Source organism: Chryseobacterium cheonjiense, from assembly GCF_012927265.1.
Classification (GTDB): Bacteria; Bacteroidota; Bacteroidia; order Flavobacteriales; family Weeksellaceae; genus Chryseobacterium; species Chryseobacterium cheonjiense.
On the sequence record NZ_JABBGF010000001.1, the window covers coordinates 1,508,692 to 1,535,453 of the forward strand.

The window sequence follows — 26,762 nt, forward strand, 5'->3', positions numbered from 1 at the left end:
TATAATTACATCATTTTTAAAGAAATATTTTATTAAATTTATATCATGGCGGCAAGATAGTTGCTCAATTTTACAACCCAAATGACAACTCATATGAACCTTCAATTAACCAAAGAATCAAAAGAAAGAAGTGAAAAAAATAATTCGGATCATTTTCTGAATGATGTTCTTACAGGTCTTCACAGCAATCCCAAACATTTGTCCTCAAAATATTTTTACGATAAGACAGGAGATGAGCTGTTTCAGAAGATTATGGCGATGCCAGAATATTATCTTACCCGCTGTGAACTTGATATTTTTAAAAATAAAACTGCCGAACTTGCACAGGGAATAAAAGCAGATCAGGAACCATTTGATCTGATAGAGCTTGGAGCAGGAGATGCAATGAAATCGACATACCTGCTGAAATATCTCAGTGAAAAAGGAAATGACTTTACCTATATGCCGATCGACATATCGGGGAATATTCTTTCCGTACTGGAAAATAATCTGAAAAAACAGCTTCCCGACATCAATATTACCACCCTCGAAGGAGAGTATTTCCAGATGCTGGAAAAAGCAATGAAACTCTCATTAAGAAGAAAAGTAATTTTGTTTTTAGGCGGAAACATTGGAAACATGACCAAAAAAGAAGCCGGGAAATTCTGTTCCGCTTTGCATCAGCTTCTCAACAAGGAAGATATCGTGCTTATTGGTTTTGACCTAAAGAAAAATCCTTACACTGTTCTGAACGCATACAGCGACCAATCCGGAATTACCGCTGCGTTTAATCTGAATCTTTTGTCAAGAATCAATCGGGAGCTCGAAGGTAATTTTAATATTGAGCAGTTTCAGCATTACGAATCCTATGACCCGGTTACCGGGGCCTGCAGAAGCTTTTTGATAAGCCTTAAAGATCAGCAGGTGAGAATTGCGGGTGAAGTTATTGATTTCGCTGAAAATGAAGTTATTGATATGGAAGTCTCACAAAAATTTTCAACATCAGATATAGAACATTTAGCAGAAAAATCAGGCTTTTCGATAGCAGGAGCGATCAGTGACTCCAAAGATTGGTTTGTAGACAGCATCTGGAAGGTAAATAAATAAAAAGAAACAATATGGAAATCAATACCCATTCAAAATCCCTCGTAAAAAAGTTTCGGGATGTAAGAGCACGTTCCGAAGAAATTTGCAGGCCTCTCGAAATTGAAGATTATGTAGTACAGCCGATCGTAGATGTGAGTCCACCGAAGTGGCATCTGGGACATACAACCTGGTTTTTTGAAACCTTTATTTTGGTTCCGAATTTTCCATTGTATGAAGTGTTTGATCCTCAGTATAATTTTGTATTTAACAGTTATTACGAAACCATTGGTGCAAGAGTGATCCGTACCCACCGAGGAAACCTGAGCAGGCCTTCCGTTTCGGATGTCTATCGCTATAGGAAATATGTAGATGAAAAAATGAATGAATTTCTGGACAGCCATTACATGAAAGACGCAATTGCACCGCTTCTGGAATTAGGTTTAAATCACGAACAGCAGCATCAGGAGCTTTTAATTACGGATATCAAATACATATTGGGCCACAATCCGTTGTTTCCTGCTTATAAAAAAGACAGTATGCAAGCTGAAAAAGCGGTTAAAGAGAAAAGAATGCTTCGCTTTTCTGAAGGGATCTACGAAATAGGTTTCGACGGACTAGGCTTTTGCTTTGATAATGAGATGACAAAACATAAAGTGTACCTGAATGATTTTGCAATTTCCAGTCAGCTCGTAACCAACGGAGAATATCTGGAATTCATGGAAGCAGGAGGTTATTCGGATTTCAGATACTGGCATGCGGACGGCTGGAACTGGGTAAAGGAAAACAATGCACTTTCTCCTTTATATTGGCACAAAATAGACGGAACGTGGATGTATTATAGTTTAGGCGGACTTCAGGAAGTTGATCTTAATGAAGAGCTTTGTCATGTTAATTTTTATGAAGCTTCCGCATATGCAGCCTGGAAAGCAATGCGCCTTCCCACTGAGCAGGAATGGGAAGCAGCCTCTTCAGCTTTCTCATGGGGAAAGCGTTGGGAATGGACCAACAGTGCCTATCTGCCGTATCCAGATTTTAAAAAAGAACCGGGAGCCGTAGGAGAATATAACGGTAAATTCATGGTCAACCAGATGGTTTTGCGTGGAGCATCTGTAGCTACACCACCGGGACACAGCAGAAATACCTACCGGAATTTTTTCCAGCCGGATCTGAAATGGCAGTTTACGGGAATAAGGCTTGCAAAATAAAAGAATGAAAAACCAAAAACCCTCTTATCTTAATTTTGACTCTGACAGTTACTTCTGGAAACCGGATATTGACTACAGAAAACACCCTGAAAAATACCGTGTAGGAAAAGGAGAACAGGGCGTGCTGATCTGTGAGCCTTATAAATCTGAGATAGGAAAATACTGGCGCTTTAAAAACGCTGAGATTGCGGAAGAAAGTTCGGAAAAAATTTTTGAACTATTTAAAGAATACCTCAGTAAAAACGATTTTGTGGGAGCCGACATGGCCCGGAAATATCTCCAGATGGGATTTACCAGGGCGCGACGGTATTTCAACTATAAAAGCGGCCGGAAATATGATGCAGACAACAATTATAAAAATTTAGAGCGCGGAACCGGAGACCCCGAAAAAGAAAAATCAGCAGCTATTTTTTTCAATAAATGGAAAGAAGCTGAAGCAGATGAGCAATATGCACAAATGAAAAAAGTCTGGAAAGAGAATTTTGGGTAAATAAAATAGAATGTACTAATGTATCAGTATAACAGTGTACCAATGACTGATTGTTATAAGAATATATTATTACATTGGTCAATTGCTATACTGTTACATTATTTTATTTCTTCACCGCATTGATCATTTCCCTTTTTCCCGGAGGACCCTGTTTTTTTTCCACGTCAAAATCCAGCTCCTGAAGAATTCTTCTTACGCTTCCTTTGGATGAATAGGTTGTTAATAAACCGTTAACCGCCATTTTGTCAGAAACCATTTCAAACAGGGGTTTTTCCCAGAGATCAGGCTGTACTCTTGCCCCGAAGCAATCGAAATACACAAGGTTGATTTTCGGTAAGTCTGTGTTTTTCAGGTCGAAAAAATCACATTCTATTTTTTTTAACGTAAAACCTTTAATAATTTCAGTCTGTTTTTCCCACTCGGCTTCATGAATTTTATGATAAATATTTTTGAATTCCGGGTTATCAAAAAGCTCAAAATAGGCCAAATCGTTAATTTCAGATTCATTTATGGGATATTTTTCGAGCGTAAAATAATTGATGATATGATTTTTGTCAGTTTTTAAATATTCATTAATTGTTACCAAAACATTCAAACCTGTTCCAAAACCGAGTTCTAAAATATTAATTTCGTAATCATTTATCAAGTTTAATCCATTTTTGATAAACACATGTTCTGCTTCCTGAAGCGCACCGTGGTGTGAATGGTAGTTTTCATTTAAATCATTGATAAACAAAGTTTTACTACCGTCGTTTGTGGTCTTGATTTCTCTTTTCAAACTATTTTTTTACAAAATTACTCTAAAATTTTTATATTTAGAAAATTATGTTAAATTTGTAGAACATCATAAAAAATTTTAGAAATGATAATTCAAAAAACTGAAAACTCCCGGATTTCTACATTCGACCCAAACAATTTTTCTTTCGGTAATACTTTTATTGATCATATGATCATCTGTGAGTATGAAGATGGGAAGTGGGGTGATGTAAAATTGGTTCCTTATGGTCCTTTGATGTTTACTCCTGCCATGATGGGTGTAAATTACGGACAAGCTTGTTTTGAAGGCATGAAAGCCTATAAAGACAAAGACGGACAGGTTTTCCTTTTCAGGCCTGAAAAGAATTTTGAACGTATCAATAAGTCGGCAAAACGTCTTGCCATGCCGGAAGTTACGGAAGAAATGTTTCTTGACGGACTGAAAGCGTTGGTTGATATTGACAGAGACTGGATTCCTTCCGGTGAAGGAATGTCCTTATACATCAGACCTTTGATTTTCGCTACAGAAGAAGCATTAAAAGCAAGAGTAGCCAATAAATATATGTTTGCTATTGTAGCGACACCGGCAAAAAGCTACTATACAGCACCGGTTTCCGTAAAAATTTCAGACCACTATTCCAGAGCGGCAAGCGGCGGGGTAGGTTCTGCAAAAGCGGCAGGAAACTATGCAGCTTCTTTTTACCCAACCCAACTAGCAATTGAAGAAGGATATGAGCAGATCATCTGGACAGATGACGCTACCCACGAATACTTCGAGGAAAGCGGAACAATGAATGTTTTCGTAAGAATCAACGATACCATCTATACACCGCCGACTTCAGAAAAAATCCTGGACGGAGTTACCAGAGACAGTTTCATTCAGCTGGCCATAAAGAAAGGAATTGAAGTAAAGATAGAACCTATTAAAGTAACAGATGTTATTGAAGCTCAGAAGAACGGAACCCTGAAAGAAGTTTGGGGTGTAGGAACAGCCGTGGTAACTACGGTTTTTGAAGCGTTAGGATATAATGGTGAAAAGCTTGAATTACCGAGACTTTCTGATGAAGAAAGCTATGCCGTGGCTCTTAAAAAAGATCTTGTTGATATTCAGAGCAACCTTGCAGAAGATCCTTTCGGATGGAGAGTGCAGGTAGACCATGTTTTGGAAACTGTTTAAATTTTTAAACTGAACATAAATAAAGCCGGGATTTCCCGGCTTTTTTGCTTTTATATGCTTTAAATATTTCCACAATGTTTCCACCAAGCTTGTCATGCTGTACGCATCTCAACGTGGTTTATAAGTGCCTTTACTTTAGATCCTTTCAGGACGATAGGCAAAGTGTATGAACCTTATATAAAAAATAAACATGAGCTTCAATAATTCCCCTCCTCTGGCGGGGTGTCAAAATTCCTGAGAATTTTGACGGGAGGTTTAGGAGAGTGAATAATACTGAATACTGAATTTCACTTCTTGAGTCAATGGTTAGTTTTTAAAATTCGCGATTGACCATTCACCTTTCCTAGCCACGATTGCAGCAATTGTCTGAGCTCATTTTTATGGGTTTTGGCGCGGCGCGAAGCCGCCGCGCCAAAACCCATAAAAATAGCGAGTGCGGAAAGCGTGAAAAAGCTCCCGATAAAAATCAGACAATACATTTATCAATAAAACTTCAGGAATTCTTCGTCAGTATTTGCGAAATCTTCAAACTTTACTTTACAAGTTTTGTTAATCATTTCCGAAATGTGTATTTTCGCAAAAGTTTATGAAAAAAATACTCTTCATATCGGTTCTCGGTTTATTCAGCTGCAGCAAGAATACGCAGACGCATCCACCTGTTGGCGGCGTGCTCAGCAAGAATGATCTTGATGTGTCCAGGCAAAGGATGAAAAACCTTAACAGCCAGGAAAGATACCATATCCAGGAATGGATCAACGGACAGCCTGTAAAATATTATCCGACCCAGCTGAATTACTGGGTGGATGCTCAGGGTTTTGACCAGAGGCAGAGAAGGCAGGACGACACTTTTATTTCGTATTCCTACGATCTTTACGATTTTGACCAGACGAAAATCTATGACCAGCCGGTACAGAGAAGAGATGCCAGATTCGGACACTTTGATGAGCTGAAAGCAGTGGAAGATGCGCTGCGTTTTATCCATGATGGGGAAGAAGTTACGCTTTTGGTTCCTTCCGCTCTTGCCTACGGTACGTATGGTGATGAGAAGAAAATCGATAATGATATCCCGTTAATCATCAAATTAAAAGCATTATAATCAATGAAATTGTTTAACAAGAATATAATTCTGGCAGCGGCAAGCATTTCGCTCATGAGTTGTACACCAATTTATAAAAAAATGAACGTAGACAAAGAAACTTACGAAGGTCTTAATGACGGACTTTATGCAAATCTTCAGACGACGAAAGGAAATATGATCGTGAAGCTTGAAGACAAGAAAGCACCTGTAACTGTAGCTAATTTTATTGGTCTTGCAGAAGGGAAAATCGACAACAAGGCAAAAGCTAAAGGAGTTCCTTACTATGACGGAACGATTTTCCACAGAGTGATCAAAGATTTTATGATCCAGGGAGGAGATCCTCAGGGAACAGGAATGGGAGATCCGGGATATAAATTTGAAGACGAAAGAAACGATCTTAAACATACCGGAAAAGGAATCCTTTCTATGGCCAACTCAGGACCAAATACCAACGGTTCACAGTTCTTCATCACTGAAGTGGCTACACCATGGTTAGACGGAAAACACACCATCTTCGGAAAAGTGGTAAAAGGAGAAGATGTGATCGACGCGATTGCCAATGTAGAAAAAGGACCTCAGGATAAACCGAAAACGGACATCGTATTAGAGAAAGTTTCTGTTTTCAGCAAAGGAGACGAGTATAAGAACTACGATGCTGCAAAAACTTTCACGGAAGGGAAAGCAAAAATCGCTGAAAATAACAAAGCATTTTTAGCGAAGGAAGAAGCCGATAAGAAGAAAAAAGAAGAAGAATTCAAAGCCAACCAGGAGAAAATGGTGGAAGATATGAAAGCCGGAATGCAGAAAACCGAGTCCGGGCTGTATTATAAAATCACCAAGACTACAGATGGAAAAGCTCCGAAAGCCGGTGACAATGTTTCCGTGCACTATGCCGGAAAACTGCTTGACGGTTCCGAGTTCGATTCTTCATTCAAAAGAAATGAGCCGATTGAGATTCCGATCGGGATGGGAAGAGTAATCAAAGGATGGGATGAGGGAATTCTTTTATTAAAAGAAGGAGAAACCGCTACGTTATTGATTCCGCCGGCAATGGGCTACGGAGAAAGAGGTGCAGGAGGCGTAATCCCGCCAAATGCATGGCTGATCTTCGATGTTGAGCTGGTAAAAGTAAAATAATCAGATCTGATAATATAATGTAAAGCCGTCCGGAAGGATGGCTTTTCTATTTCGCTTCATGTAAATACACCGTCACTTCGAGTAGATTTTGAAAAAATCGTATCGAGAAGTTGTTAATGTAAGTTTCAGATTCATTTCTTTATTGCATATGACAAAGACTTGAACTAGTAAACAGAAAATCAACAAAGACGATGTAAGTTTTGTAACGATCTCCCTGAATCCCGCGACAGATTAAGCAAAAATACACCGTCACTTCGAGTAGATTTTGAAAAAATCGTATCGAGAAGTTTATTAATATAAAGTTCCTGATCATTTTCTTCATTCAATACGAAAACACCCGAACTGACGGACAAAAGCAATAATACATTATGAAAACCAGAGCACTTCTTTTCCTGTTCGTCCTGTTGTCATTTCTTTCATTTGATAAAACAAAAACCAATCCCGACGATGTAGCCATCAAAAAATCACTGACGTATTTTGTCAATACCATTAAAGCAAAGCAGATCGATAAGTCTGTGAACTGCATTTATCCCAAATTTTTCACGGTAGTCCCGAAAGACCAGATGACCCAGATCCTGAACATGACGTACAACAATCCCTTCATGAAGATTGAAGTCAGCAACCTGAAATTCGGGAATATCGAAAAACCGGAACTCATCAACGGCGAATATTTCTCCATTGCCCACTATTATTTTACCATGAAATGCAATATGTCTTCTATGAATGACGACATGAAAAAGCAGCTCAATACCATGCTGGAAAAAAGGTACGGCAAAAACAATGTGCAATACCTGTCGAAGGAAGGAACGTATACCATCAATGCAGCGATGAGAGCCTGCGCCGTTTCCAAAGACCGCCAAAACTGGAAGTTTGTGATTGTTGAAAAAGAATACAAACCGCAATTGGTAAAAGTGCTTCCGAAGAAGGTATTGGATAAAATTTAGAATTTTAAATGTTTTATTGAAAGCTGTCCGTTGGGATGGCTTTTTTTATGTAAAAAATTCAGGGAAAGTACGGAAAGCCGTAAGGAGATAAAACAATAATTTATATCTTAGATCTAAGATTATAATCATAAATTGTAAAAAAGTATGCAAAATCCATTTTATATTGAAGGTATTAAATTTAATGATAAAACTGAAGTTGATTTAAATTATAATGATATTGTCATTTTTGTTGGTGCTAATAATTCTGGCAAAAGTGTATCGTTAAAAGAAATTTTTAATATGTTAATGTATAATACTCAACCATTAAAAATTATTAATAATATAAGTATATTTAAAAATGAGAGTAATGGAAATATTATTGATCAGATTAAAAATATTTCTATTTTAGAAAATAATACTTATATAGGATATAATTTTAATGTTTATGAATACGATACAAATCAAAGACTAGATAATTTTAATTATGGGTTGCAAGATTTTGCGACTGTTTATGCAACTTTTATTGATACCGAATCTAGATTGACACTTTCAAATCCTGCTAAAAGTATTAATTTTAATAAGGAACCATATAGTCATCCCATTCATTTTTTATACAGAGATGATGAACTTGAGAAAGAATTCTCAACTTATTTTAATAAAGCTTTCAATACTGATTTACTTGTTAACAGATTTGCTGGGAGTGTTATTTCTTTGCATATCGGTAATACACCAGTTTTAAAAGATGGCGAAGACCGTATTTCTAAGTCATATGTTGACCAAATCAGCGAGTTAGATCTACTGAATGAGCAGGGTGATGGGATGAGAAGTTTCGTTGGAGTCCTTCTAAATAGTTTTGTATCATCAAAAAATATGATTTTCGTTGACGAACCCGAAGCCTTCTTACATCCTCCTCAAGCAAGATTATTAGGAAAAATGTTATCTTACAACTTGCCTTCATATAAACAACTTTTTATAACTACACATAGCGAAGATTTTCTGCAAGGTCTATTAGAGTCAAATACTAACAGAATAAAGATTATAAGAATAGATAGGATAGACAACTCTAACAGAATAAGTTTATTGAAGAATGACGATGTTCAAGAAATATGGAGAGATCCTTTGTTAAGACATTCTAATATTTTAAGTGGATTATTTCATAAGAAAGTTGTTATTTGTGAAAGTGATTCTGACTGTAGATTTTATTCTGCAATTTTAACTTCTATTACAGATAATGAAAAAATACCAAGCCCGGATATTTTATTTATACACTGCGGTGGTAAACAAAGAATACCAGTTGTGGTAAAAGCTTTAAAAAAATTAAATGTACCTACTAGAGTTATAGCTGATTTTGATGTACTTAATAATATTAGTCCTTTAAAAGAAGTTTTTGAAAATTTAGGAGGAATTTGGAATGATGTTGAGAGCAAGTGGTCTATAGTTAAACAAAAAATTGAAGAGAAAAGACCGGAGTTATTGACTATTGATGTTAAGAATGAAATTGATAAAATTTTAGACGCGACAGATGAAAGAATATTTCCTAAATCACAATCTTTAAAAATACAAAATATATTAAAAAAAGCTTCTCCATGGTCCGAAGCAAAGAATAATGGTGTTTCTTATATTCCTAATGGCGATGCAACCAGGTTTTATAAAGAAATAAATGATAAATTTGAAGAGAAAGGACTATATATTGTTGAAGTTGGTGAACTTGAAAATTTTGACAAATCTACTGGAAATCATGGCCCTAAATGGGTTAATGAAGTTTTGCAAAAAGATTTATATAATGATCTTTCTCTTGAACCAGCAAGATTATTTGTAAAAAAGATTATTCAATAAATAAATCCCCACAAAAAATCTTATTTTCGTGCAAAAATAAGTCCATGACAAAAATCCTTTACACCTTATTTCTATTCTCATCGGTTACGGTTTTCGGGCAGGGGAAAAACTTTTTTGAAAAAGGGGAGGTGCAGCTACAGCAGCCTGTTGAAAAAGTCAGCCTGCGATATGAAAACAACCTGCCGTTTGTAAAGGTAAACATCAACGGGAAACCCTACAACTTCATTTTTGATACAGGGGCGCCGACGGTCATTTCCCAGGTGATCTACAAAGAGCTTAATCTTCGCAAGAAATACAAAAGATCCATTAAGGATTCCGATGAAAAGGTGCAGCAGCAGATCTTTACCGAGCTTCCGGAAATGAAAGTGGACAATCTCATTTTCAAAAATGTAGGCGCTATTGTTCTTGATCTTAACTCAGCGGAGTTAGGCTGCCTGAAAGTGGATGGCATTATCGGAGCCAATCAGATGGCCAAACTCTTCTGGAACGTCAACTATTCCCAAAATATATTGGAAGCTTCCGAAGATCTTTCAAATTTTGACATAAAAGATTTTGATGTTGTGATTCCTTTTGAAAGTCAGCCGCAAAAAACACCTGTTGTCACGGCATCGCTTTTTAATAAAGATATAAAAGTAACTTTCGACACCGGCTTTTCCGGAAGATTGGAGGTCTCTGATGATACCATCGATCCAAAAACGGTTCAGCATATCATAAAAACTTTCGGGACACGCACGACGGGTGCTTTCGGGACCGCTACTCCCGCAGCAGGATATATTTTCCGTGCCGATTCCCTAAAGATGGGAAATACCTTGTTTCAGGATCAAAAGATCGGTACAGGAAAAACCGATCTCATCGGCAACGAATTTTTCAACGACTTTACCTTCGTCCTCGACTGGAAAAACAGTAAAGTTTACATGAAGAGAATCGCCAAAAGTTCGTCTACCCTCGAATCATTCGGTTTCAGTTATCGGTTTGTTAACGGCAGTGCCATGGTTACTTTCATTTTCGAAGAAGAAAATTTTCCGTTGAAAATAGGGGATGCGATCGTCAGCATCAACGGGATATCTTTTCAGAATCTTGACAAAGATACCGCGTGCCATTACTTTGTCAACCGTGTGGAAAAAAATCTCAAGAACCTTAATTTAAAGATTAAACGGGGCGGGAAAATAATTGATGTACAACTGAATAAGAAGGTATATCTGAAGTGATTTTACCAAACGAGGCTTACAATAATCGGAACAGTTTTATCCTGCTATAAATCTGCGAAATCTGAAAAGTCAGCGGGAGAAACAAATTGATCTTTTTTAATTTTTAGCGCAAAGAACGCTTGGCTATTTAATAAAATATTGCGCATATTTCCGTTCGCAAAGGCGTTCCACTCAGCAAATGATAGATGTGCTTTAAGAAAATTATAAATTTAAATTAGACGTTGCTGTCACTTGCTGAACAGAGTGTCCTTGCGCTCAGGAATAAGCGCACAATAATGCATTGCTTCGCGGTCGTAGCGTTAAATAATGCTAACCAATAATTCTCCGTAGCCATTCTCCCGCGGATTACGCAGATAGCACAGATTAGATCAAGCGCTTTATCAAATCAACCTGTTAATTAAACTTTGCTCCTTAATATGGTTATTTATCATCAGCTTTGCGATTAAATATCTATAAACAAACTGCTCCATTCTGGTTTGAAAATCAGGGATTTATTATACACTTCGACAAGCTCAGTGTGACAACTCTAACTAACGGTTTATTTTTAGCAATGTCGGGCTGAGCTTGTCGAAGCCTTAGGTTCATAAACGGACAATCAAAAAAACATTGTTTTTTTAGCACAAGTACTGAAAAGGTTTTATCATCAAATCAGATTTTATTATATCGCGCAGATGCTAAAAATTAAAAAAGCTTTTATTTTTAGCGCAAAGAACGCTTGGCTATTTAATAAAATATTGCACATATTTCCGCTCGCAAAGGCGTTTCACTCAGCAAATGATAAATGTGTTTTAAGAAAATTATAAATTTAAATTAGACGTTGCTATCATTTGCTGAATAGAATGCCCTTGCGCTCGATAATACACACACAATAAAACATTTCCTTGCGTACGTAGCGTTAAATGTAAATAATATTAATCAGTTTTTTTAATTGTCCAGCAGATCACACAGATCACACAGATCACACAGATTAGATCGTACGCTTCATCAATCAACTCAAAACATTAATACAATATTTCATTGTTTAACAATATATTGTTGTTTATAGGAAGTAAAAAGCAAATTGTGCCGGAAAGTTTGCTGCAGGGGTGCGACAGCCTTTCCCGTCTCCCGGAAAACTCATTGCAGTGGTGCGTGGAACTTTCCCGGTTACCGGAAAGCTTCCTGCAGGGGTGCGACAACCTTTCGGGTGTTCCCGAAAGTTCATTACTAGGGTGCGACGGGTTTTCGGGAAAATTATAGTAAGAAATCACCTTACAAAAAAACCGCTCTTAAAAAGAACGGTTAAATTATCTACCAGTTTTTATCAATCATATAAATAAGCTGGGTCATCGCTACAGCGCCTAAAAGAAGTTCTCTTCGGTTTACCTTTTCAAAAGTATCTTCTTCCGTGTGGTGGATGTCAAAATACCGCTGGGAATCAGGAACCAGCTCAGCAGCCGGAATGCCCATATCGTGAAGCGGGTAAAGGTCCGTCCCGGAATAGGTGTTTTTAAAGTCATAAATTCCGTAGGGTAAAAAGAGTTCCGACCAGCTTTGGATCTGTTTTCTTTTTTCCGGATCCATATCCAGGGAAATTCCTCTCGGGGTAAACCCGCCCGCATCCGATTCTATGGCGAAAAGATGCTTCTCATTGTTTTCTTTGGCTGTTTTTCCGTACTGAACACCCCCTTTAACTCCGTTTTCTTCGTTGGCAAAACATACAACACGGATGGTATGATTATTTTTAATTCCTAAGTTTTTAAAAGTTCTCAATACTTCGATGCTTTGAACGATTCCTGATCCATCGTCATGTGCGCCTTCGCCTACATCCCAGGAATCCAGATGTCCGCCAACCACAATAACGCTCTGGTCTTTTTTGCCTGTAATTTCCCCGATAACGGAGTGGGAAAGCTTTTCTTCTTTCATGCCGCAGTTGGAATTAAGCTTAGCGGTAACTTTTTGGGATTGCAGCAGTTCGGCAAGTTCATCTGCAGTAGTGCTTCCGATGGCAACGGCAGGGATTTTTTTATCATCCGCATAACGCATTGCCCCGGTATGCGGAACATCGTCAAATGCCGAAGAAAGGGAACGGATAATGGCAAACTTTCCGCCTTTTTTTGCGGTCAACGAAGCTGCCGTCGTTCTGTATTTTGCGGCATCGCTATAACCTCTGAAAGTTTCAACATAAGACTGACTGAAAGGGTAGTTGAAGAAAACAATTTTATCCTTTACCTGTTCCGGCGAAAGTTTGTCGTATTCCTCCATCGATCTCACCATGATGATCTCTCCCGAAACGTCTTTTCCGCCTGTTCCTTCGGAATTTCCTAAAGAAAGCATTTTAAGGCTGGTCCATTTTCCTGATTGGGTCTTGATCTGTAAAGATTCTTTTCCTCTTACCCAGACCGGGATCATGACTTCCTGTAACCATACTTTGTCGGCTCCCGCATCACGAAGCTTTTGTTCCGCCCATTTTACGGCTTTTTCGTAGGATTCGGAGCCGCTTAAGCGATGACCGATATTTTTGGTTAAATCTCTTAATTCGGTATAGCTTTTCCCGTTATTAAGAATTTCCGTGGAAATTTTTGCAAATTGTACAGAATCTTCTTTGGTCTGAGCGAAAACCGTCAAACCTAGAAGTAATAATGATGTTCCTAATATCTTTTTCATTGTAAATATCTGATGGTTAAATCAAATGTATATGGTATTGAATGATTTAAAATTCAATGTAATTCAACTTTGAATCTTTTATGTAAAACAAAATGTTTTTTGCCAATTTGTATGAAGATTCATGATCGATTGCAATACTTTTTAAAAGATTGTTTTCGTGTCTGTTCCTCAGCTCAATTTTTTCGTCATAGAGCAATATATAATTTTCATCATTAAAAAAGATAAGTTTTGTGTTTTTATCTGTTACAAAGCTTGTAGATCTTTTAAAATTTTCTTCGGATATTTCTCTAATGTACCAATATTCATCATCAGTGAAATATGTTTCGTAGGCAAGTTCATGTAAATTTTCACTCAGAGTATAGTAGCATCCTAACTGATCGATTTTCTCAGCCAATAAAATATCAATGTTTTCAAAAGAGTTTATTTTTAAAACACAATGTAAAACCTTTGGATCTTCACGGTCTTTGCAATAGATAGATATTGTGAGAATATTGTTATCTGATGAAGAATACAGTCCGTATCTTCCTTCAAAATAGAAAAAGGTAAAATCATATTCATCAAAATTCTCGTCAAAAAAATCCGTCAGATTGTATTCTTTAAAATCTTTAAGATCTATTAAAGTTAAATCTTCCCGAAAAATATAGTTCTTTAATAGATGTGTATTGTTTAAATAACCAAGCTCATTAATAAGTTGCTTCTTTAAAACAACTTTTCCATCACAATTTATTATGAAATGCCAGGAATCACAGCCCAGATAAAAATTATTGTTATCAATTGAATGAAATTCAATGCGCTCATAAGGTCGGACATAAATTTTTTCATTCAATGAAATTTCTTTAATGAGATCATTTTTTATATCTAAAATTTCGATAAACAGTTCTGAATTTTGCTTTACTTTAAGTATTACAATCTGTTGTTTTTCTGAGATATAATCTGTTTTTATGATCTTAAAGCCACTGAGGTTACTTTTAGCAATCAGGCTGTCGACAGTATTCATTTTTAAAGATTAATTACCAGTTTTTGTCGATCATAAAAATCATCTGTGTCATAGCAACTGCGCCGAGAAGAAGCTCTCTTTTGTTCACTTTATCAAAAGTATCCTGTTCAGAATGATGATAATCGAAATATCTCTGAGTGTCTACAACCAGTTCAGCCAAAGGAATATCCAGCTTTTTCAAGGGAGAAATATCCTGAATGGCTTCGGTTTGGTCGAAATCATAAATACCGTAAGGAAGGAAATAATTTTTCCATTCGAAGATCTGTCGTCTTCTTTGTGGCGGCATATCTAATGAAAATCCTCTCGGTGAATAACCTCCCGCGTCTGTTCCCAAAGCGAAAACATGTTTTTCATCTTTCTTTTTCACGTAAGCAGCGTACATTTCACGTCCCTGTCCGCCGTTTTCACTGTTGGCGTAAAAAACAACTCTTATGGTATGATTATTTTCCAGACCTAAAGCTTTGAAGGTTCTTAAAACTTCAATACACTGCGCAACTCCGGTTCCGTCATCAATGGCACCTTCACCGAAATCCCAGGAATCCAGCTGAGCTCCCAAAACAATTACTTTAGAATCCTTTTTCCCCGGAATTTCAGCGATGATATTGGGATTGGTAGTTTCGCCTTTCGATTCTGCGGTCATATTGATTTTAGCGGTGACTTTCTGTTTTTTAAGCAGTTTTTCAAGCTCATCTGCCGATCTTGCTCCTATGGTCATGGCCGGAATTTTGACCTTATCATCCGGTTCATAATAGATCATCTTGGCATGTGGCGTGTCATCATTGGCCGTGGTTAATGATCGTATAATTAAAGCTTTTGCTCCTGTTTTGGCAATAACGGAAGGGGAGATGAGCTTAGACTTTGCGGTAATCAGGTACGAATCGCTTGTATTGATGATCCTAGGATCCATAGGAAGATTAACAAAAACAATTTTATCTTTCAGCTGGCCTACCGACATAGCATTAAGCTCTGAAGTACTTCCGATTAATACGATTTCACCGGTAAGATCTTTTCCGCCTGTGCCTTCAGAGTTTCCGAAGGAGAGCATCCTGATGTTTTTCCATTCTCCGTTTCCTGCTTTTATCTGCAGGGATTCTCTTCCTCTTATCCATACCGGCGCTTTGGCTTCCTGCCTCCATATCATTTCCACACCTATTTCCTTCAGCTTTTTTTCTGCCCATTCCACGGCTTTCATATATCCGGGAGAAGCGCTGAAACGAGGGCCAATTCCTTTGGTAAGTTCACCCAGGTTATTATATGCGGTTCCGTTCGTCATGATTTCATCGGAAATCTTTTTAAACTCATCATGATAGTTGAGCTTTTGGGTGACGGCGGTTTTCCTTACCGGCTTTTTTACCGGCTTTTTCTGAGAAAATAAAAATCCACCCAAAAAGAGTGGAATGATAATGAAGATCTTTTTCATTTATTTTTACCTTTCTTTTTCCATGCTAAAAGTAAGGAAAAATTAGTTACTATTTACTGTTTCATATCGTACATCAGAAGTGCCGTAACCAATTTAGGCTCAATGAATGTACATTTCGGAGGCATGCTCAGCTTCAGGTCCGAAATTTTAATCATGTCGTTAAAACTTACAGGATAAATTCCGAATCCGACCTGGCCGTCACCGCTGTCTATTTTTTCTTTAAGATGATTGATTCCCTCGATATTGGAAGTTCCTTTGATGTAGTCTATTTTTTCGGAGCTGTCGGGATCTTCTATTTTTAAAATATTCTTGAAAACATATTTATCCAGAAGGTGATGGTCCAGATTGTCAAGCGACATTTCCTGGGAACGAAGATCGTGCTTTACGTGAAGCGAGTAGAATTTACCGTCCATGTACATCGAAATGTGGAACTTCTGCGACGGGAAATAAGGGGCTTCTCCTTTTTCGTGGATGAGAAAATAGGTTTCCAGCTCTTTTAGGAATTCTTCGGTTGATAATCCGTTGAGATCCGTTAAGATCCTGTTATAGTCGTGGATTTTAATCGACTGGTTAGAAACGATAAAGCTGTATACAAAGTTGTAAAGTTCTGTTCCGTTATGTCTTTTGTTTTTGTCTTTCTGATGTTTGGCATTAAGTGCCGTAGAACCGATTCGGTGATGTCCGTCTGCAATGTAAAAAGCATCAATCTGATCAATCACCTCTTTAAACTGCTGCAATTTGAGACGGTTGTCGATTCTCCAGATTTTGTGCCTGATTCCTTTTGTATCAACATGATTAAAGATCGGAACGTTTTTTTCCTCATGGTTCATGAGAAGCTCTATCTTGGAATTGGCAGGGTACGTTAGTAAAACCGGTTCTGCCTGCAGGTTTACTTTTTCAAGATAATGAGCAAGCTTTTCTTTTTTCTGCGGAATGGTACTTTCGTGCCTTTTGATTTTTCCGTTCCAGAAGTCTTCGATACTTGCAAGGCCTAAAAGTCCCCTGAAAACCTGTTTATTGGGATAGATCTGCTCATAAAGATAGTAGGCCGAGTTGTCCTGAACGAGTTTATTCTCATCCATCAGCTCTTCAAAAGTAGAACGGATTTTTCTTAAATTCCTATCAATATCTTTAGATTTGCTTACAACATAAGGTTTTATCATATTGATGTAAGTATCTTCAACTTGAGCTTTTTCCGCTATCTCTTCCTGGGTGAAGTTATCGAGAGGATGAGTAGGGAAAGTACTCTCATAGTCTTTATGAGGTCTTATTCCGCGAAATGGTTTAAAAACAGGCATATTTTATTGTATAGTTTCTTTTATCTTGATAATTTGTTCTGCAAGCTCTACCCCGATTTTTTCCTGGGCATCTACGGTATTTCCGCCAACATGCGGCGAAAGCGAAAGGGCAGGGTTCATCAGCAGAAGCACTTCCGGAGTGGGTTCTTTTTCAAAAACATCCAATGCCGCGCCGGCTACTTTACCCGATTCAATAAAATCGATCAGGGATACTTCATTGATGACACCGCCTCTTGCAGTATTTACTATATAAACGCCGTCCTTCATTTTTTCAAACTGGGGCGTGTCTATGATATATTCATTGGTTTTCGGAGTATTGATGCTGATAAAGTCTGCCTCTTTAAGGAAAGCATCCATATCGTTGGTTGACGTAATTTCAAAGCTGACCGTCTGTCCATCGAAAAATTCAAGAGCGAGAACTTTCGTTTTAGGCTTTCTTGTGAGAACGACAACTTTCATTCCCAGGGAAATCCCCATTTTAACAACTTCCTGACCGATGCTTCCGAAGCCTATTACTCCTAATGTTTTTCCTGAAAGTTCATAAGCTTTGCTGAAGGATTTTTTCATCGCATTGAAGTGGGTTTCACCTTCTAAAGGCATCAGCCTGTTGGATTCGTGAAGAAATCTTGCCAGCGAGAAAAAATGGGCAAACACCAACTCTGCAACAGATTTTGATGAAGCAGTGGGTGTATTGATGACATGAATTCCTTTGTCGATGGCATATTCTACGTCGATATTATCCATGCCGATACCGCCCCGACCGATAATTTTAAGGCCCGGACAGGCATCTATAAGATCCTGTCTTACTTTGGTGGCGCTTCTTACGAGCAGAACATCAACCTTATTTTCGTTGATGAAATTGATGACATGATCCTGGGCAACCCTGTTGTCCAGAATTTCAATTCCCGCATCTTTCAATGCCTGTTCACCCGCTTTGGAAATACCGTCGTTAGCTAAAACTTTCATGATTTTTATTGATTTAAGATTAAAAAAATTAAAGTATTTAAAAATTCTAAATCGGCTCGCAAATTAAGAAAATTTAAAATAATGATACTCATCTTTTAATCTCTGAATTTTTACTCTTTCAGTTACCTGAACGATTTCATTACATCTACCAATACCTGAACGCTTTCGATAGGCAAAGCATTATAAAGGCTCGCTCTGTAGCCTCCAAGGCTTCTGTGTCCGTTCAGCCCGCTGATTCCTGCAGCTTTCCATGCACTGTCGAATTCTTCTTTTTTGCTTTCATCAGTAATTCTGAAAGAAACATTCATCAGGGAACGGTCTTCTTTTGCGCAGAATGATTCAAACAACGGATTGTTGTCTATTTCATCATATAATAGTTTGGCTTTTGCTTCGTTACGCGCTTCTGCTCCTGCAATTCCGCCGTTTTGTTCAAGGTGCTGCAAAGTCAGTAAAGACGCGTATACCGGGAAAACGGGCGGCGTATTGTACATTGATTCTTTTGCGATATGCTGAGAATAATCCAGAATAGAGAACATATTTTCTCTTCCTGTTTTACCTAAAATTTCTTTTTTAATGACAACCAGCGTTACTCCTGCAGGTCCCATGTTTTTCTGTGCTCCGGCGTAGATTAGATCAAATTTTGAGAAATCCAATTGTCTTGAGAAAATATCTGAGCTCATGTCACAAACCATCAGCGTGTCCACTTCCGGGAAAGATTTCATCTGGGTTCCGTAGATGGTATTATTGGAAGTGCAGTGGAAATAATCGTATTCTGATCCTACTTTATAGTCTTTCGGAATGAAAGCGTAGTTTTCTTCTTTTGAAGATCCTACTACGTCTACAGTTCCTACTTTTTTGGCTTCTTTAATGGCTCCTGCCGCCCAGGTTCCTGTATCAAGATAGGCTGCCTTTCCGCCCACTTTCATCAGGTTGTACGGAACCATAGCAAACTGAAGGCTTGCTCCGCCTCCTAAATACAATACTTCATAATCATCGCCAAGATTCATCAGTCTTTTTACGATGGCGCGGGCTTCATCCATTACCGCTACAAAATCTTTGCTTCTGTGAGATATCTCCAGAAGAGACAAGCCGATTCCGTTGAAGTCTAAAATGGCCTGCGCCGATTTTTCGAAAACTTCCTGTGGTAGAATGCATGGTCCTGCGCTAAAGTTGTGTTTTTTGCTCATATTGTTTATTTTTTGGCTGCCGCAAAAGACTTGTTCTTACGGCTTCATTTATTGTTTATTGATAGGGTTTCTTATATAAAAAACCGTCTCATGATGAATGAGACGGCAGTTTTTATTCTCCGTGTAAAAATGCTTTTTTGTTAAGCAGTTCTTCTTCAGACTCTACGTGATCTTCATCCGGAACACAGCAGTCTACAGGACATACGGCGGCGCATTGCGGCTCTTCGTGGAAGCCTTTGCACTCGGTACATTTGTCTGTTACAATGAAATATACATCGTCACTTACCGGCTCCTGCGGTGCATCTGCATCTACCGTAAGGCCTGAGGTTAATGTTACAGTACCTTTCAGTTCGGTACCTTCTGAAGCTTTCCAATCTACTGCTCCTTCATAAATTGCATTATTTGGACATTCTGGTTCGCATGCCCCGCAATTAATGCATTCATCAGTTATTTTAATAGCCATCGCTAATTTTTTTTAAATTTGCACAAAATTACAAAATATTCCCCAATTTTACAGTACTTATGAATATTGAAAATCAAGTTTTAGGACTTACAAGGCTTAGTGATTATATAAAAGCATTTTTATCAAAAAATTCTGAAAATTATAATGAAAATGATGTTGATTTTGAACTTTTGATGAAGAAGTCTGAAATTGAGAACCCGTGGTTTACAGTTGAAAACCAGAAATTTGCTCTTCAGCAGTGGGCCGATCTGCTGACAGAGGAAAATATAAACAACTGGCTACAAGAATATTCCGTTTCCAAAATATCAAAAAGAGTAGGACTCATCCTTGCCGGTAATATCCCTATGGTAGGGTTTCATGATGTAATTTCCGTTGTGCTGAGCAATCACATCCCTCTAATCAAGTTGTCTTCGAAAGACCGCTACATGATTCCTTTTTTACTTAAAAAATGGAATGAATTTTCAGATGGAAACGTAGCATTTGAATTTGTGGAAAGGCTCGAAAATTTTGATGCGGTAATTGCTACGGGAAGCAACAATACGGCAAGATACCTTGAGTATTACTTTAAGAATCATCTTCACATCATCAGGAAGAACAGAACGTCTGTTGCAGTGATCAAAGGTGATGAGACAGAAGATGAACTGAAGCTTCTGGCTGAAGATATTTTCCGGTATTTCGGGTTAGGCTGCAGAAATGTAACCCGCCTTTTAATTCCGCAGGATTATGTTATTGACAGGATTTTTGAAAGCTTTATTGGTTTCCAAGATATTATCAATCATAATAAATACGCGAATAATTATGATTACAACAGGGCGGTTTATCTTTTAAACCAGGAAAAATTCTGGGATAATAATTTTGTGATGCTGAAAGAAGACGATAAGCTGTTCAGTCCGCTTTCCGTTATTAATTTCAGCAGGTATTCTTCTTTGGATGAAGTAAAGGATTTTATTGCTGCGAATGAAGAAAATATTCAGTGTGTTGTGGCTAAGGAAGAATTAGGTTTAGACTCCGTAGCTTTGGGTGAAGCTCAAAATCCGGGTCTTAGTACGTATGCCGACAATGTTGATACGATGAAATTTTTATCAGTAATATAATTCTTCGTATCTTGCTGTCAACCAATCATAGATTCACATGAAAAAAATACTTTTTATAAGTGCGTTTTTTGCTTTCCATTGGGCGATTTCCCAGGAAAGTAAAATTACAGTTGTTGAAAGCAAGAAGATAGAGCTTACATCGGAATTAAGCAAGGATAAAATTAATTTGTACAATCAGACTTTTATAAACTTTGTTGCTGCTCTGAAAGCTTCGGATAAAGAAAAAATTAAAACCTTGGTTTCTGATAAAATCAAATATTATATGTCTGACGATATTGTTACAAAATTATCGGGAGGTATCAGTTTTGAACGGAAAATGGACGTATATAAGTCAGGGTACCAGAAATTGTATGAGAATGAAACATATCCGATTATTCAATACAAATATGCCGATGATCAACAAAATCCGCCGCGGGATATTATTACTGTAGTCTTTGAGAATGATGGAAAGATTCTTGGGGTAAAACCTGAATACAGCAAATAAATTATAAGAAATAAAATAATATAAAAAATAATAAATTAACTATGATGACAGACGTTTTGGTTGCGCACTCCTCAGATATTGAGAAAGCCGACTTTTACAAAAAAACTTACCTTCACGTTGCATTGGCAATTCTTGCCTTTATTGGTGTGGAAACTGTTTTACTACAGATCGTTCCGGACCAGGTAATCTTTGCCATGTTTGGTCAACGGTATATCTGGCTTTTAATTATCGGCGTATTCTGGCTTGCTTCTGTTTTGGCTACAAAGTGGTCGCTTTCACTCAGCAAATCGACACAGTATCTTGGGTTAGGATTTTACATCCTTCTGGAAGCCGTTATTTTTCTTCCATTAATTAAGATTGCAACATTATATGCAGGCCCGCAGGTCATTTATCAGGCAGCAATGCTTACGATTGCCATGTTTTCAGGGATTTCATTCGTCGCATTTACTTCAAAAAGAGATTTTTCTTTTCTTAGAAACATTATTGTGATCGGAGGATTTATCGCTCTTGGTCTTATTGTAGGAGGGATGCTTTTTAGCTTTAACCTCGGACTTTGGTTCTCTGTAGGAATGGTAATTTTAGCTTCTGCAACCATTCTTTACCAGACAAGCAAATTAAAAGATTCTTACAGCACAAACCAGTATGTAGGAGCTTCTCTTCAGCTTTTTGCTTCGATCATGCTTTTATTCTGGTATATTTTAAGTATTCTGATGAGCAGAAGAAGCTGATAAAATATGAATTAAGAATAGATAATAGAGAAAAGATAACAGACCTACGGACTGAGATCTGATTTCTATTTTGGAATTATTTAGTAAAGAGAAATTCTATAAACCCAAAAAATCCTGATGTTTTTCATCGGGATTTTTGTTTGGAAGTTTTACCTATAAACTTCGCGGAATTTAAGCTTAAAATCTTTCAAATTTTATTTATCAATAGATCCTAAAACTTTTTGAGCAAAAGAGTTTAAAGCATCTTTCTCGCTCATTCCGGATTGTACACTGGCGTGAACTTCCAGCGCTCCACAGATGTTGGTAATTAATTCTCCGGCAACATTCATATCCTCTTCCGTTGTACCTCTGAACTCTGTAAAGCTTTCCAGGACTTCAAGGGTTTTTTCCAGGTTTTCAGGCGTCTGCGTCTGATAAAACTGTCTTATGATCGGTAACTTCATTATAATTCGTTAAATAATTCGGTTAAACTCTCTGCTTTATTGGTCTGAACCTGATTTACCAGCTCACCGTTTCTGAAAATGGCAAAAGTCGGCAGGTTATCTACTTTGGCCAATTTTCGGCTTTCCGGCAATTTTTCGGCGTCTACATATAAGAAAGGAATACTGTCATTTTCAGAAGCTAATTTTTTGAATTTCGGCTTCATAATTCTGCAGTTCCCACACCATGTTGCGCCGTACTGTACGACTACTTTTTCATTTTCGCTTACAATATTCTGCAGCGTATCTTCTGTTAATTCTGTATACATAAATTTATTTTTATAAAAAATAAACAATGTACCAATCCTGCTATGTAACGGTTTATCAATATCATCTTCTCCTGCATCATGTTACATTATTAGATTGATACATTGTTATATTAAAAATCTTAATTTTTAGCTAAATACTCAGCAGTAGAATTTCTGTCAGCCTTCATTGCGTCTTTTCCTTCTTCCCAGTTAGCCGGACAAACTTCACCATGCTTCTGAACGTGAGTATAAGCGTCGATTAATCTTAAATATTCTTTTACGTTTCTTCCCAAAGGCATATCGTTTACAGACTCGTGGAAAATTTTTCCTGTTTCGTCGATAAGATAGGTTGCTCTGTAAGTAACGTTTGAACCTGTGAAAACTTCTTCACCTTCGTCATTGTATTCAAAATCCTGATCAACAATTCCTAAAAGGTTTGCCAGCTGTCTGTGTGTATCGGCAAGAATCGGATAAGTAACTCCTTCAATACCTCCGTTGTCTTTTGAAACATTCAGCCATGCAAAATGCACTTCGTTTGTATCGCAAGAAGCACCGATTACTTTAGTGTTTCTTTTTTCAAATTCTCCTAAAGCTTCCTGGAAAGCGTGAAGTTCAGTCGGGCATACGAAAGTAAAATCTTTCGGGTACCAGAATAAAAGAACTTTTTGCTGATTCGCAGTTGCTTCTTCAAAAACATTGATTCTAAGATCATCACCCATTTCAGACATTGCGTCGATGGTTACATTCGGGAATTTTTTTCCTACTAAAGACATAATTTCTTGTTTTTATATTTAAATTTTTCTAGTGCAAATATAGAACTATTTCGTCTATCGAACAAGTTGATTTCGATAAATAAAATCTATAATTATTTTTGATCTGATAGAAATAAAAAAGCCCTGAATTCAGGGCTTTCAATAATTTATAATTGGTTTTTAATAACCAAATATTTCAGTAAGATTCAGCTTTTTCACTTCACCGAGTTTCTGCATATCTGCTTCATTCACTTTATCCTGAGAAGCAACTACACAGTAGGTGTAATTTTTGTCTTTCATCTCCTGATCGTGGAAACTGTTGATATCTGCAAAAGTAAGTTTCGGAGCCTGCTCATATACATTCTTCCTGATGTCTGAATTGTTTCCGAGCTTTTGTGCTCTCAGATAAGTAAAGATGATCCCGTCCTGCGTAATTCTTTCTGATGCAATGGTCTTTTTCAGTCCGCTTTTCGCCGTTTCAAACAGCTGGTCAGATTTTGGAAGGGTAGTCAGAAGCTCATTCATCGCGGTTGTAGATTCATTGAATTTATCTGCCTGAGTTCCTACATAAGCCATGATCATGTCTTTGTCTTCTTTTTTGCCCGGAAGAGAAAAATAAGAATACGTAGAATATGCCAAAGCTTTTGACTCCCTGATCGTCTGGAACACTACGGAACCCATTCCGCCACCGAAATAATTGTTAAATAAGCTTACGGTAGGGGTAATGCTCACGTTGTAAGGATTGCTGTTTCGTATCCAGAAAATCTCTGCCTGCACCATATCATAATGAGCGAACAACACTTTGTTTTTATCTGTAGAAACCTGTGTGAACGTTTTAGATTTCGGCATATCTTTAAGCGAAGCCGGAACATTATGGATCGAAGCCAGTGAAGATGAAACCTGATCCGCAGATTTTGGTCCGTAGTGAAGGATTTTATGCTTATAATTAAATAAATCATGAAGCATATTCACAAGATCTTCTGCTTTTAATGCGTCAAGCTCAGCATCCGTTAAAACATTATTGAAAGGATTTTGCGGTCCATACTGAGCGTAACTTCTTAGCCCGCTCATGATTGCTCCTTTATTCTGTTTTGCATTAGCTCTTGACTTTTTAAGTCTTGCTTTATAGGAATCCAGGGCTTTCTGATCCGGTTGGCAGTTTTTAATAAGATCTTCGAATAACGCAGCCGTTTTTTCGAAATTTTCATTTAACCCTTCCAGAGAGACATAAGTTTCTTCATTTCCTGCACTTACATTAAAGCTTGATGCCAGTTTGTAAAACTCTTTACTGATCTGTTCCGATGATTTGTTTTTGGTTCCTAAATATTGCAGGTATTCCGCAGCGAAAGGAAGTAATTTATTATTCCATCTTCCTGAATCAAAGTAATAGTACAATCTGAAAAGCTGGTTATCCGTATTTTTTACAGAAAGGATATCTACTGACTTCAGCTTACTTTTAGCAATATCTTTATTAAAATCAAGCCACATCGGAGCGATCGGCGATTCCGGCATTTCATCAATTTTTTTCAGGAACGGCGATTGATCTTCTCTGTTTACGGACACTGCTGTGATGGCAGGTTTATCCACTTTCAGAATATTTTTGTCTTCTCCTTTTCTTTTGTAGACCGCTACATAGTTGTTGTCTTTAAGATATCTGGAGGCAAAATCCATGATGTCTTTCTTTGTTATTTTAGAAATTTCTTCAATGTATTCCAGCTGCGTTTTATGGTCCACTTCAGAAGTAAATTCATCCATCAGAGACTCGGCTCTTGAAGAATATTTTTCATACTTCTGGATAATGTTCTTCTTTTCATTATTAACAATTGACTGTAAAAGATCATCCGAAAATTCACCTTTTCTCAATTTGTCAATCTCCTGAAGCAATAAGCTTTTCACATCATCCAAAGACTGACCTTCCGTAGGATTTCCCTGTAACAATAATGCCGAATAATCTTTCAGCACATATGGGAAAGCGTATGCGCTCAGTAACTTCTGTTTTTTAACAAGATCAAGATCTATTAATCCGGCCTGTCCGTTGGTAAGCATGCTTCCGATGAAATTCAGCATTCTTGCGTCTTTCGTGGTAGCTCCAGGAAAACGGAATCCGATCATGATATTTTCAGGATTCGGCCCGTAAACTTCTCTGGTTATCGGTGAATTGATCGGACTTTCCTGTCCGGGATTATATACAGGAACAGGTTTGTTTTTCATGTATGAAAACGCCTTGTCGATCTTGGCAATCATTTCATCAGGATTAAAATCTCCTGACATGATAATTCCCATATTGTTCGGAACATAATAGTTGTTATAATATTCTCGGATCGCCTTTAATGAAGGGTTTTTCAGGTGCTCAATCGTTCCGATGGTCGTCTGTTTTCCGTAATTGTTATTGGGGAACATTGCCGCAAACATCGATTCCAGAACTTTTCTTCCGTCGTTATCCAGACCGCGGTTTTTTTCTTCATAAACTGCTTCTAGTTCTGTATGGAAAAGCCTTAAAATCGGCTGTCTGAAACGTTCAGCCTGAACGGCAAGAAATTTATCCGTAACATTCGCAGGGATGTCCTCAGTATACACTGTCTGCTCGTAAGAGGTGAAGGCATTGGTTCCGTCTGCACCCATTCCCGCCATCATTTTGTCGTACTCATTGGCGATGGCATATTTTGCAGCCTCTCCGGAAACTTTATCAATCTCTTTGTAGATTTCCTTTCTTTTTGCTTCGTCTTTAGTAGAGTTATACTTTTCATAAAGTGCATCGATCTGATCCAGCAACGGCTTTTCTTTTGCCCAGTCTTTGGAACCGAACTGATCTGTTCCTTTAAAAAGCATGTGTTCAAGATAATGAGCAAGACCGGTATGATCCGAAGGATCAGTTTTACTTCCTGCTTTGGTAGCTATATAAGTCTGTATTCTAGGATCTTTTTTTGTAGGACTTAAAATAACGGTAAGACCATTTTTCAAGGTGTAATATCTTGCAGCGGTAGGATCGTTGGTTACATATTTATAAGTGTAGCCGTTTGATTTGGCTTCTTTCCACTGGAAATCCTGCCCAAAAGCATATCCGCAGTAGCTGGCTGCTGCAATGCTTGTAACAATAGTAATTTTCTTTAAAAAATTCATTGTGA

25 protein-coding genes are annotated in these 26,762 nt (G+C 37.6%); 13 read left to right on the forward strand and 12 right to left on the reverse strand.

Annotated features, from left to right (window positions below; all coding sequences use genetic code 11):
• The first annotated feature begins 93 nt into the window (after positions 1 to 93).
• From egtD to HHL20_RS06760, 3 genes are read left to right on the forward strand one after another with little or no spacing between them, the layout of a single operon-like run.
• Positions 94 to 1,086 (forward strand): L-histidine N(alpha)-methyltransferase, encoded by a 993-nt coding sequence (gene egtD / locus HHL20_RS06750; RefSeq protein WP_169230397.1) that lies wholly within the window; start codon positions 94 to 96, stop codon positions 1,084 to 1,086.
• Positions 1,087 to 1,097: 11 nt separating this feature from the next.
• On the forward strand, positions 1,098 to 2,270 hold the full coding sequence (gene egtB / locus HHL20_RS06755) for an ergothioneine biosynthesis protein EgtB (protein WP_169230398.1): 1,173 nt from the start codon (positions 1,098 to 1,100) through the stop codon (positions 2,268 to 2,270).
• 4 nt (positions 2,271 to 2,274) lie between these two features.
• Entirely contained in the window at positions 2,275 to 2,760 is a 486-nt protein-coding gene (locus HHL20_RS06760) for a DUF4385 domain-containing protein (RefSeq protein ID WP_169230399.1), read from the forward strand.
• Between the two features lie 103 nt (positions 2,761 to 2,863).
• On the opposite strand, the gene mnmD is transcribed toward HHL20_RS06760, so the two are convergent.
• Entirely contained in the window at positions 2,864 to 3,538 is a 675-nt protein-coding gene (mnmD, locus tag HHL20_RS06765; protein WP_169230400.1) for a tRNA (5-methylaminomethyl-2-thiouridine)(34)-methyltransferase MnmD, read from the reverse strand.
• Between the two features lie 84 nt (positions 3,539 to 3,622).
• Here mnmD and HHL20_RS06770 point away from each other — a divergent pair, with 84 nt between their 5' ends.
• The 7 genes from HHL20_RS06770 (at position 3,623) to HHL20_RS06800 (ending at position 12,114) form a co-directional block, all read left to right on the forward strand.
• Positions 3,623 to 4,693: a branched-chain amino acid aminotransferase gene (locus HHL20_RS06770; protein WP_169230401.1), complete on the forward strand. Its 1,071-nt coding sequence runs from the start codon at positions 3,623 to 3,625 to the stop codon at positions 4,691 to 4,693.
• Between the two features lie 586 nt (positions 4,694 to 5,279).
• On the forward strand, positions 5,280 to 5,789 hold the full coding sequence (locus tag HHL20_RS06775) for an FKBP-type peptidyl-prolyl cis-trans isomerase (protein ID WP_169230402.1): 510 nt from the start codon (positions 5,280 to 5,282) through the stop codon (positions 5,787 to 5,789).
• Between the two features lie 81 nt (positions 5,790 to 5,870).
• Positions 5,871 to 6,908, forward strand: a complete 1,038-nt coding sequence (locus HHL20_RS06780) for a peptidylprolyl isomerase (RefSeq protein WP_228463116.1) — start codon at positions 5,871 to 5,873, stop codon at positions 6,906 to 6,908.
• A gap of 368 nt (positions 6,909 to 7,276) precedes the next feature.
• Positions 7,277 to 7,852, forward strand: coding sequence for a hypothetical protein (locus HHL20_RS06785; protein WP_169230403.1), 576 nt, complete (start codon positions 7,277 to 7,279; stop codon positions 7,850 to 7,852).
• 144 nt (positions 7,853 to 7,996) lie between these two features.
• Positions 7,997 to 9,667 carry an ATP-dependent nuclease gene (locus tag HHL20_RS06790; RefSeq protein ID WP_169230404.1) on the forward strand — a complete coding sequence of 557 codons (1,671 nt, stop codon included), beginning with the start codon at positions 7,997 to 7,999 and terminating at the stop codon, positions 9,665 to 9,667.
• Between the two features lie 44 nt (positions 9,668 to 9,711).
• Positions 9,712 to 10,875 (forward strand): aspartyl protease family protein, encoded by a 1,164-nt coding sequence (locus HHL20_RS06795; RefSeq protein WP_169230405.1) that lies wholly within the window; start codon positions 9,712 to 9,714, stop codon positions 10,873 to 10,875.
• 1,062 nt (positions 10,876 to 11,937) lie between these two features.
• Positions 11,938 to 12,114: a hypothetical protein gene (locus HHL20_RS06800; protein ID WP_228463118.1), complete on the forward strand. Its 177-nt coding sequence runs from the start codon at positions 11,938 to 11,940 to the stop codon at positions 12,112 to 12,114.
• Positions 12,115 to 12,165: 51 nt separating this feature from the next.
• Here HHL20_RS06800 and HHL20_RS06805 read toward each other — a convergent pair whose 3' ends face one another.
• The 7 genes from HHL20_RS06805 to HHL20_RS06835 form a co-directional block, all read right to left on the reverse strand.
• On the reverse strand, positions 12,166 to 13,521 hold the full coding sequence (locus HHL20_RS06805; protein WP_169230406.1) for a M28 family peptidase: 1,356 nt from the start codon (positions 13,519 to 13,521) through the stop codon (positions 12,166 to 12,168).
• A gap of 46 nt (positions 13,522 to 13,567) precedes the next feature.
• On the reverse strand, positions 13,568 to 14,347 hold the full coding sequence (locus HHL20_RS06810) for a hypothetical protein (RefSeq protein ID WP_169230407.1): 780 nt from the start codon (positions 14,345 to 14,347) through the stop codon (positions 13,568 to 13,570).
• Positions 14,348 to 14,531: 184 nt separating this feature from the next.
• On the reverse strand, positions 14,532 to 15,938 hold the full coding sequence (locus HHL20_RS06815) for a M20/M25/M40 family metallo-hydrolase (RefSeq protein WP_169230408.1): 1,407 nt from the start codon (positions 15,936 to 15,938) through the stop codon (positions 14,532 to 14,534).
• A 53-nt stretch (positions 15,939 to 15,991) separates the two neighbouring features.
• Positions 15,992 to 17,236, reverse strand: coding sequence for a DUF1015 domain-containing protein (locus HHL20_RS06820; protein ID WP_169230409.1), 1,245 nt, complete (start codon positions 17,234 to 17,236; stop codon positions 15,992 to 15,994).
• Positions 17,237 to 17,239: 3 nt separating this feature from the next.
• A complete protein-coding gene (locus tag HHL20_RS06825; protein ID WP_169230410.1) occupies positions 17,240 to 18,202 on the reverse strand; it encodes a D-2-hydroxyacid dehydrogenase in 963 nt (320 codons plus the stop codon).
• Positions 18,203 to 18,324: 122 nt separating this feature from the next.
• Positions 18,325 to 19,389, reverse strand: a complete 1,065-nt coding sequence (gene serC, locus HHL20_RS06830; RefSeq protein ID WP_169230411.1) for a 3-phosphoserine/phosphohydroxythreonine transaminase — start codon at positions 19,387 to 19,389, stop codon at positions 18,325 to 18,327.
• Positions 19,390 to 19,501: 112 nt separating this feature from the next.
• Positions 19,502 to 19,852 (reverse strand): 4Fe-4S binding protein, encoded by a 351-nt coding sequence (locus HHL20_RS06835; RefSeq protein WP_169230412.1) that lies wholly within the window; start codon positions 19,850 to 19,852, stop codon positions 19,502 to 19,504.
• Between the two features lie 59 nt (positions 19,853 to 19,911).
• Here HHL20_RS06835 and HHL20_RS06840 point away from each other — a divergent pair, with 59 nt between their 5' ends.
• Genes HHL20_RS06840 through HHL20_RS06850 form a run of 3 tightly spaced genes read left to right on the forward strand, consistent with a single transcriptional unit; the run spans position 19,912 to position 22,158 of the window.
• The gene (locus tag HHL20_RS06840) at positions 19,912 to 20,946 is read left to right on the forward strand and encodes an acyl-CoA reductase (RefSeq protein WP_169230413.1); all 1,035 of its coding nucleotides are present in this window, start codon (positions 19,912 to 19,914) and stop codon (positions 20,944 to 20,946) included.
• Between the two features lie 37 nt (positions 20,947 to 20,983).
• On the forward strand, positions 20,984 to 21,430 hold the full coding sequence (locus HHL20_RS06845) for a peptidylprolyl isomerase (RefSeq protein WP_169230414.1): 447 nt from the start codon (positions 20,984 to 20,986) through the stop codon (positions 21,428 to 21,430).
• A 41-nt stretch (positions 21,431 to 21,471) separates the two neighbouring features.
• Entirely contained in the window at positions 21,472 to 22,158 is a 687-nt protein-coding gene (locus HHL20_RS06850; protein WP_169230415.1) for a Bax inhibitor-1/YccA family protein, read from the forward strand.
• Between the two features lie 194 nt (positions 22,159 to 22,352).
• Here HHL20_RS06850 and HHL20_RS06855 read toward each other — a convergent pair whose 3' ends face one another.
• The 4 genes from HHL20_RS06855 to HHL20_RS06870 form a co-directional block, all read right to left on the reverse strand.
• Complete coding sequence (locus HHL20_RS06855) at positions 22,353 to 22,601, reverse strand: DUF6952 family protein (RefSeq protein ID WP_169230416.1); 249 nt, start codon at positions 22,599 to 22,601, stop codon at positions 22,353 to 22,355.
• Positions 22,601 to 22,906: a thioredoxin family protein gene (locus HHL20_RS06860; protein ID WP_072883076.1), complete on the reverse strand. Its 306-nt coding sequence runs from the start codon at positions 22,904 to 22,906 to the stop codon at positions 22,601 to 22,603. Before HHL20_RS06860 ends, HHL20_RS06855 begins: the two co-directional genes overlap by 1 nt.
• A 119-nt stretch (positions 22,907 to 23,025) precedes the next feature.
• Positions 23,026 to 23,658 carry a peroxiredoxin gene (locus tag HHL20_RS06865; protein ID WP_169230417.1) on the reverse strand — a complete coding sequence of 211 codons (633 nt, stop codon included), beginning with the start codon at positions 23,656 to 23,658 and terminating at the stop codon, positions 23,026 to 23,028.
• A 159-nt stretch (positions 23,659 to 23,817) separates the two neighbouring features.
• Positions 23,818 to 26,757: a M16 family metallopeptidase gene (locus tag HHL20_RS06870; RefSeq protein WP_169230418.1), complete on the reverse strand. Its 2,940-nt coding sequence runs from the start codon at positions 26,755 to 26,757 to the stop codon at positions 23,818 to 23,820.
• Positions 26,758 to 26,762: the final 5 nt, after the last annotated feature.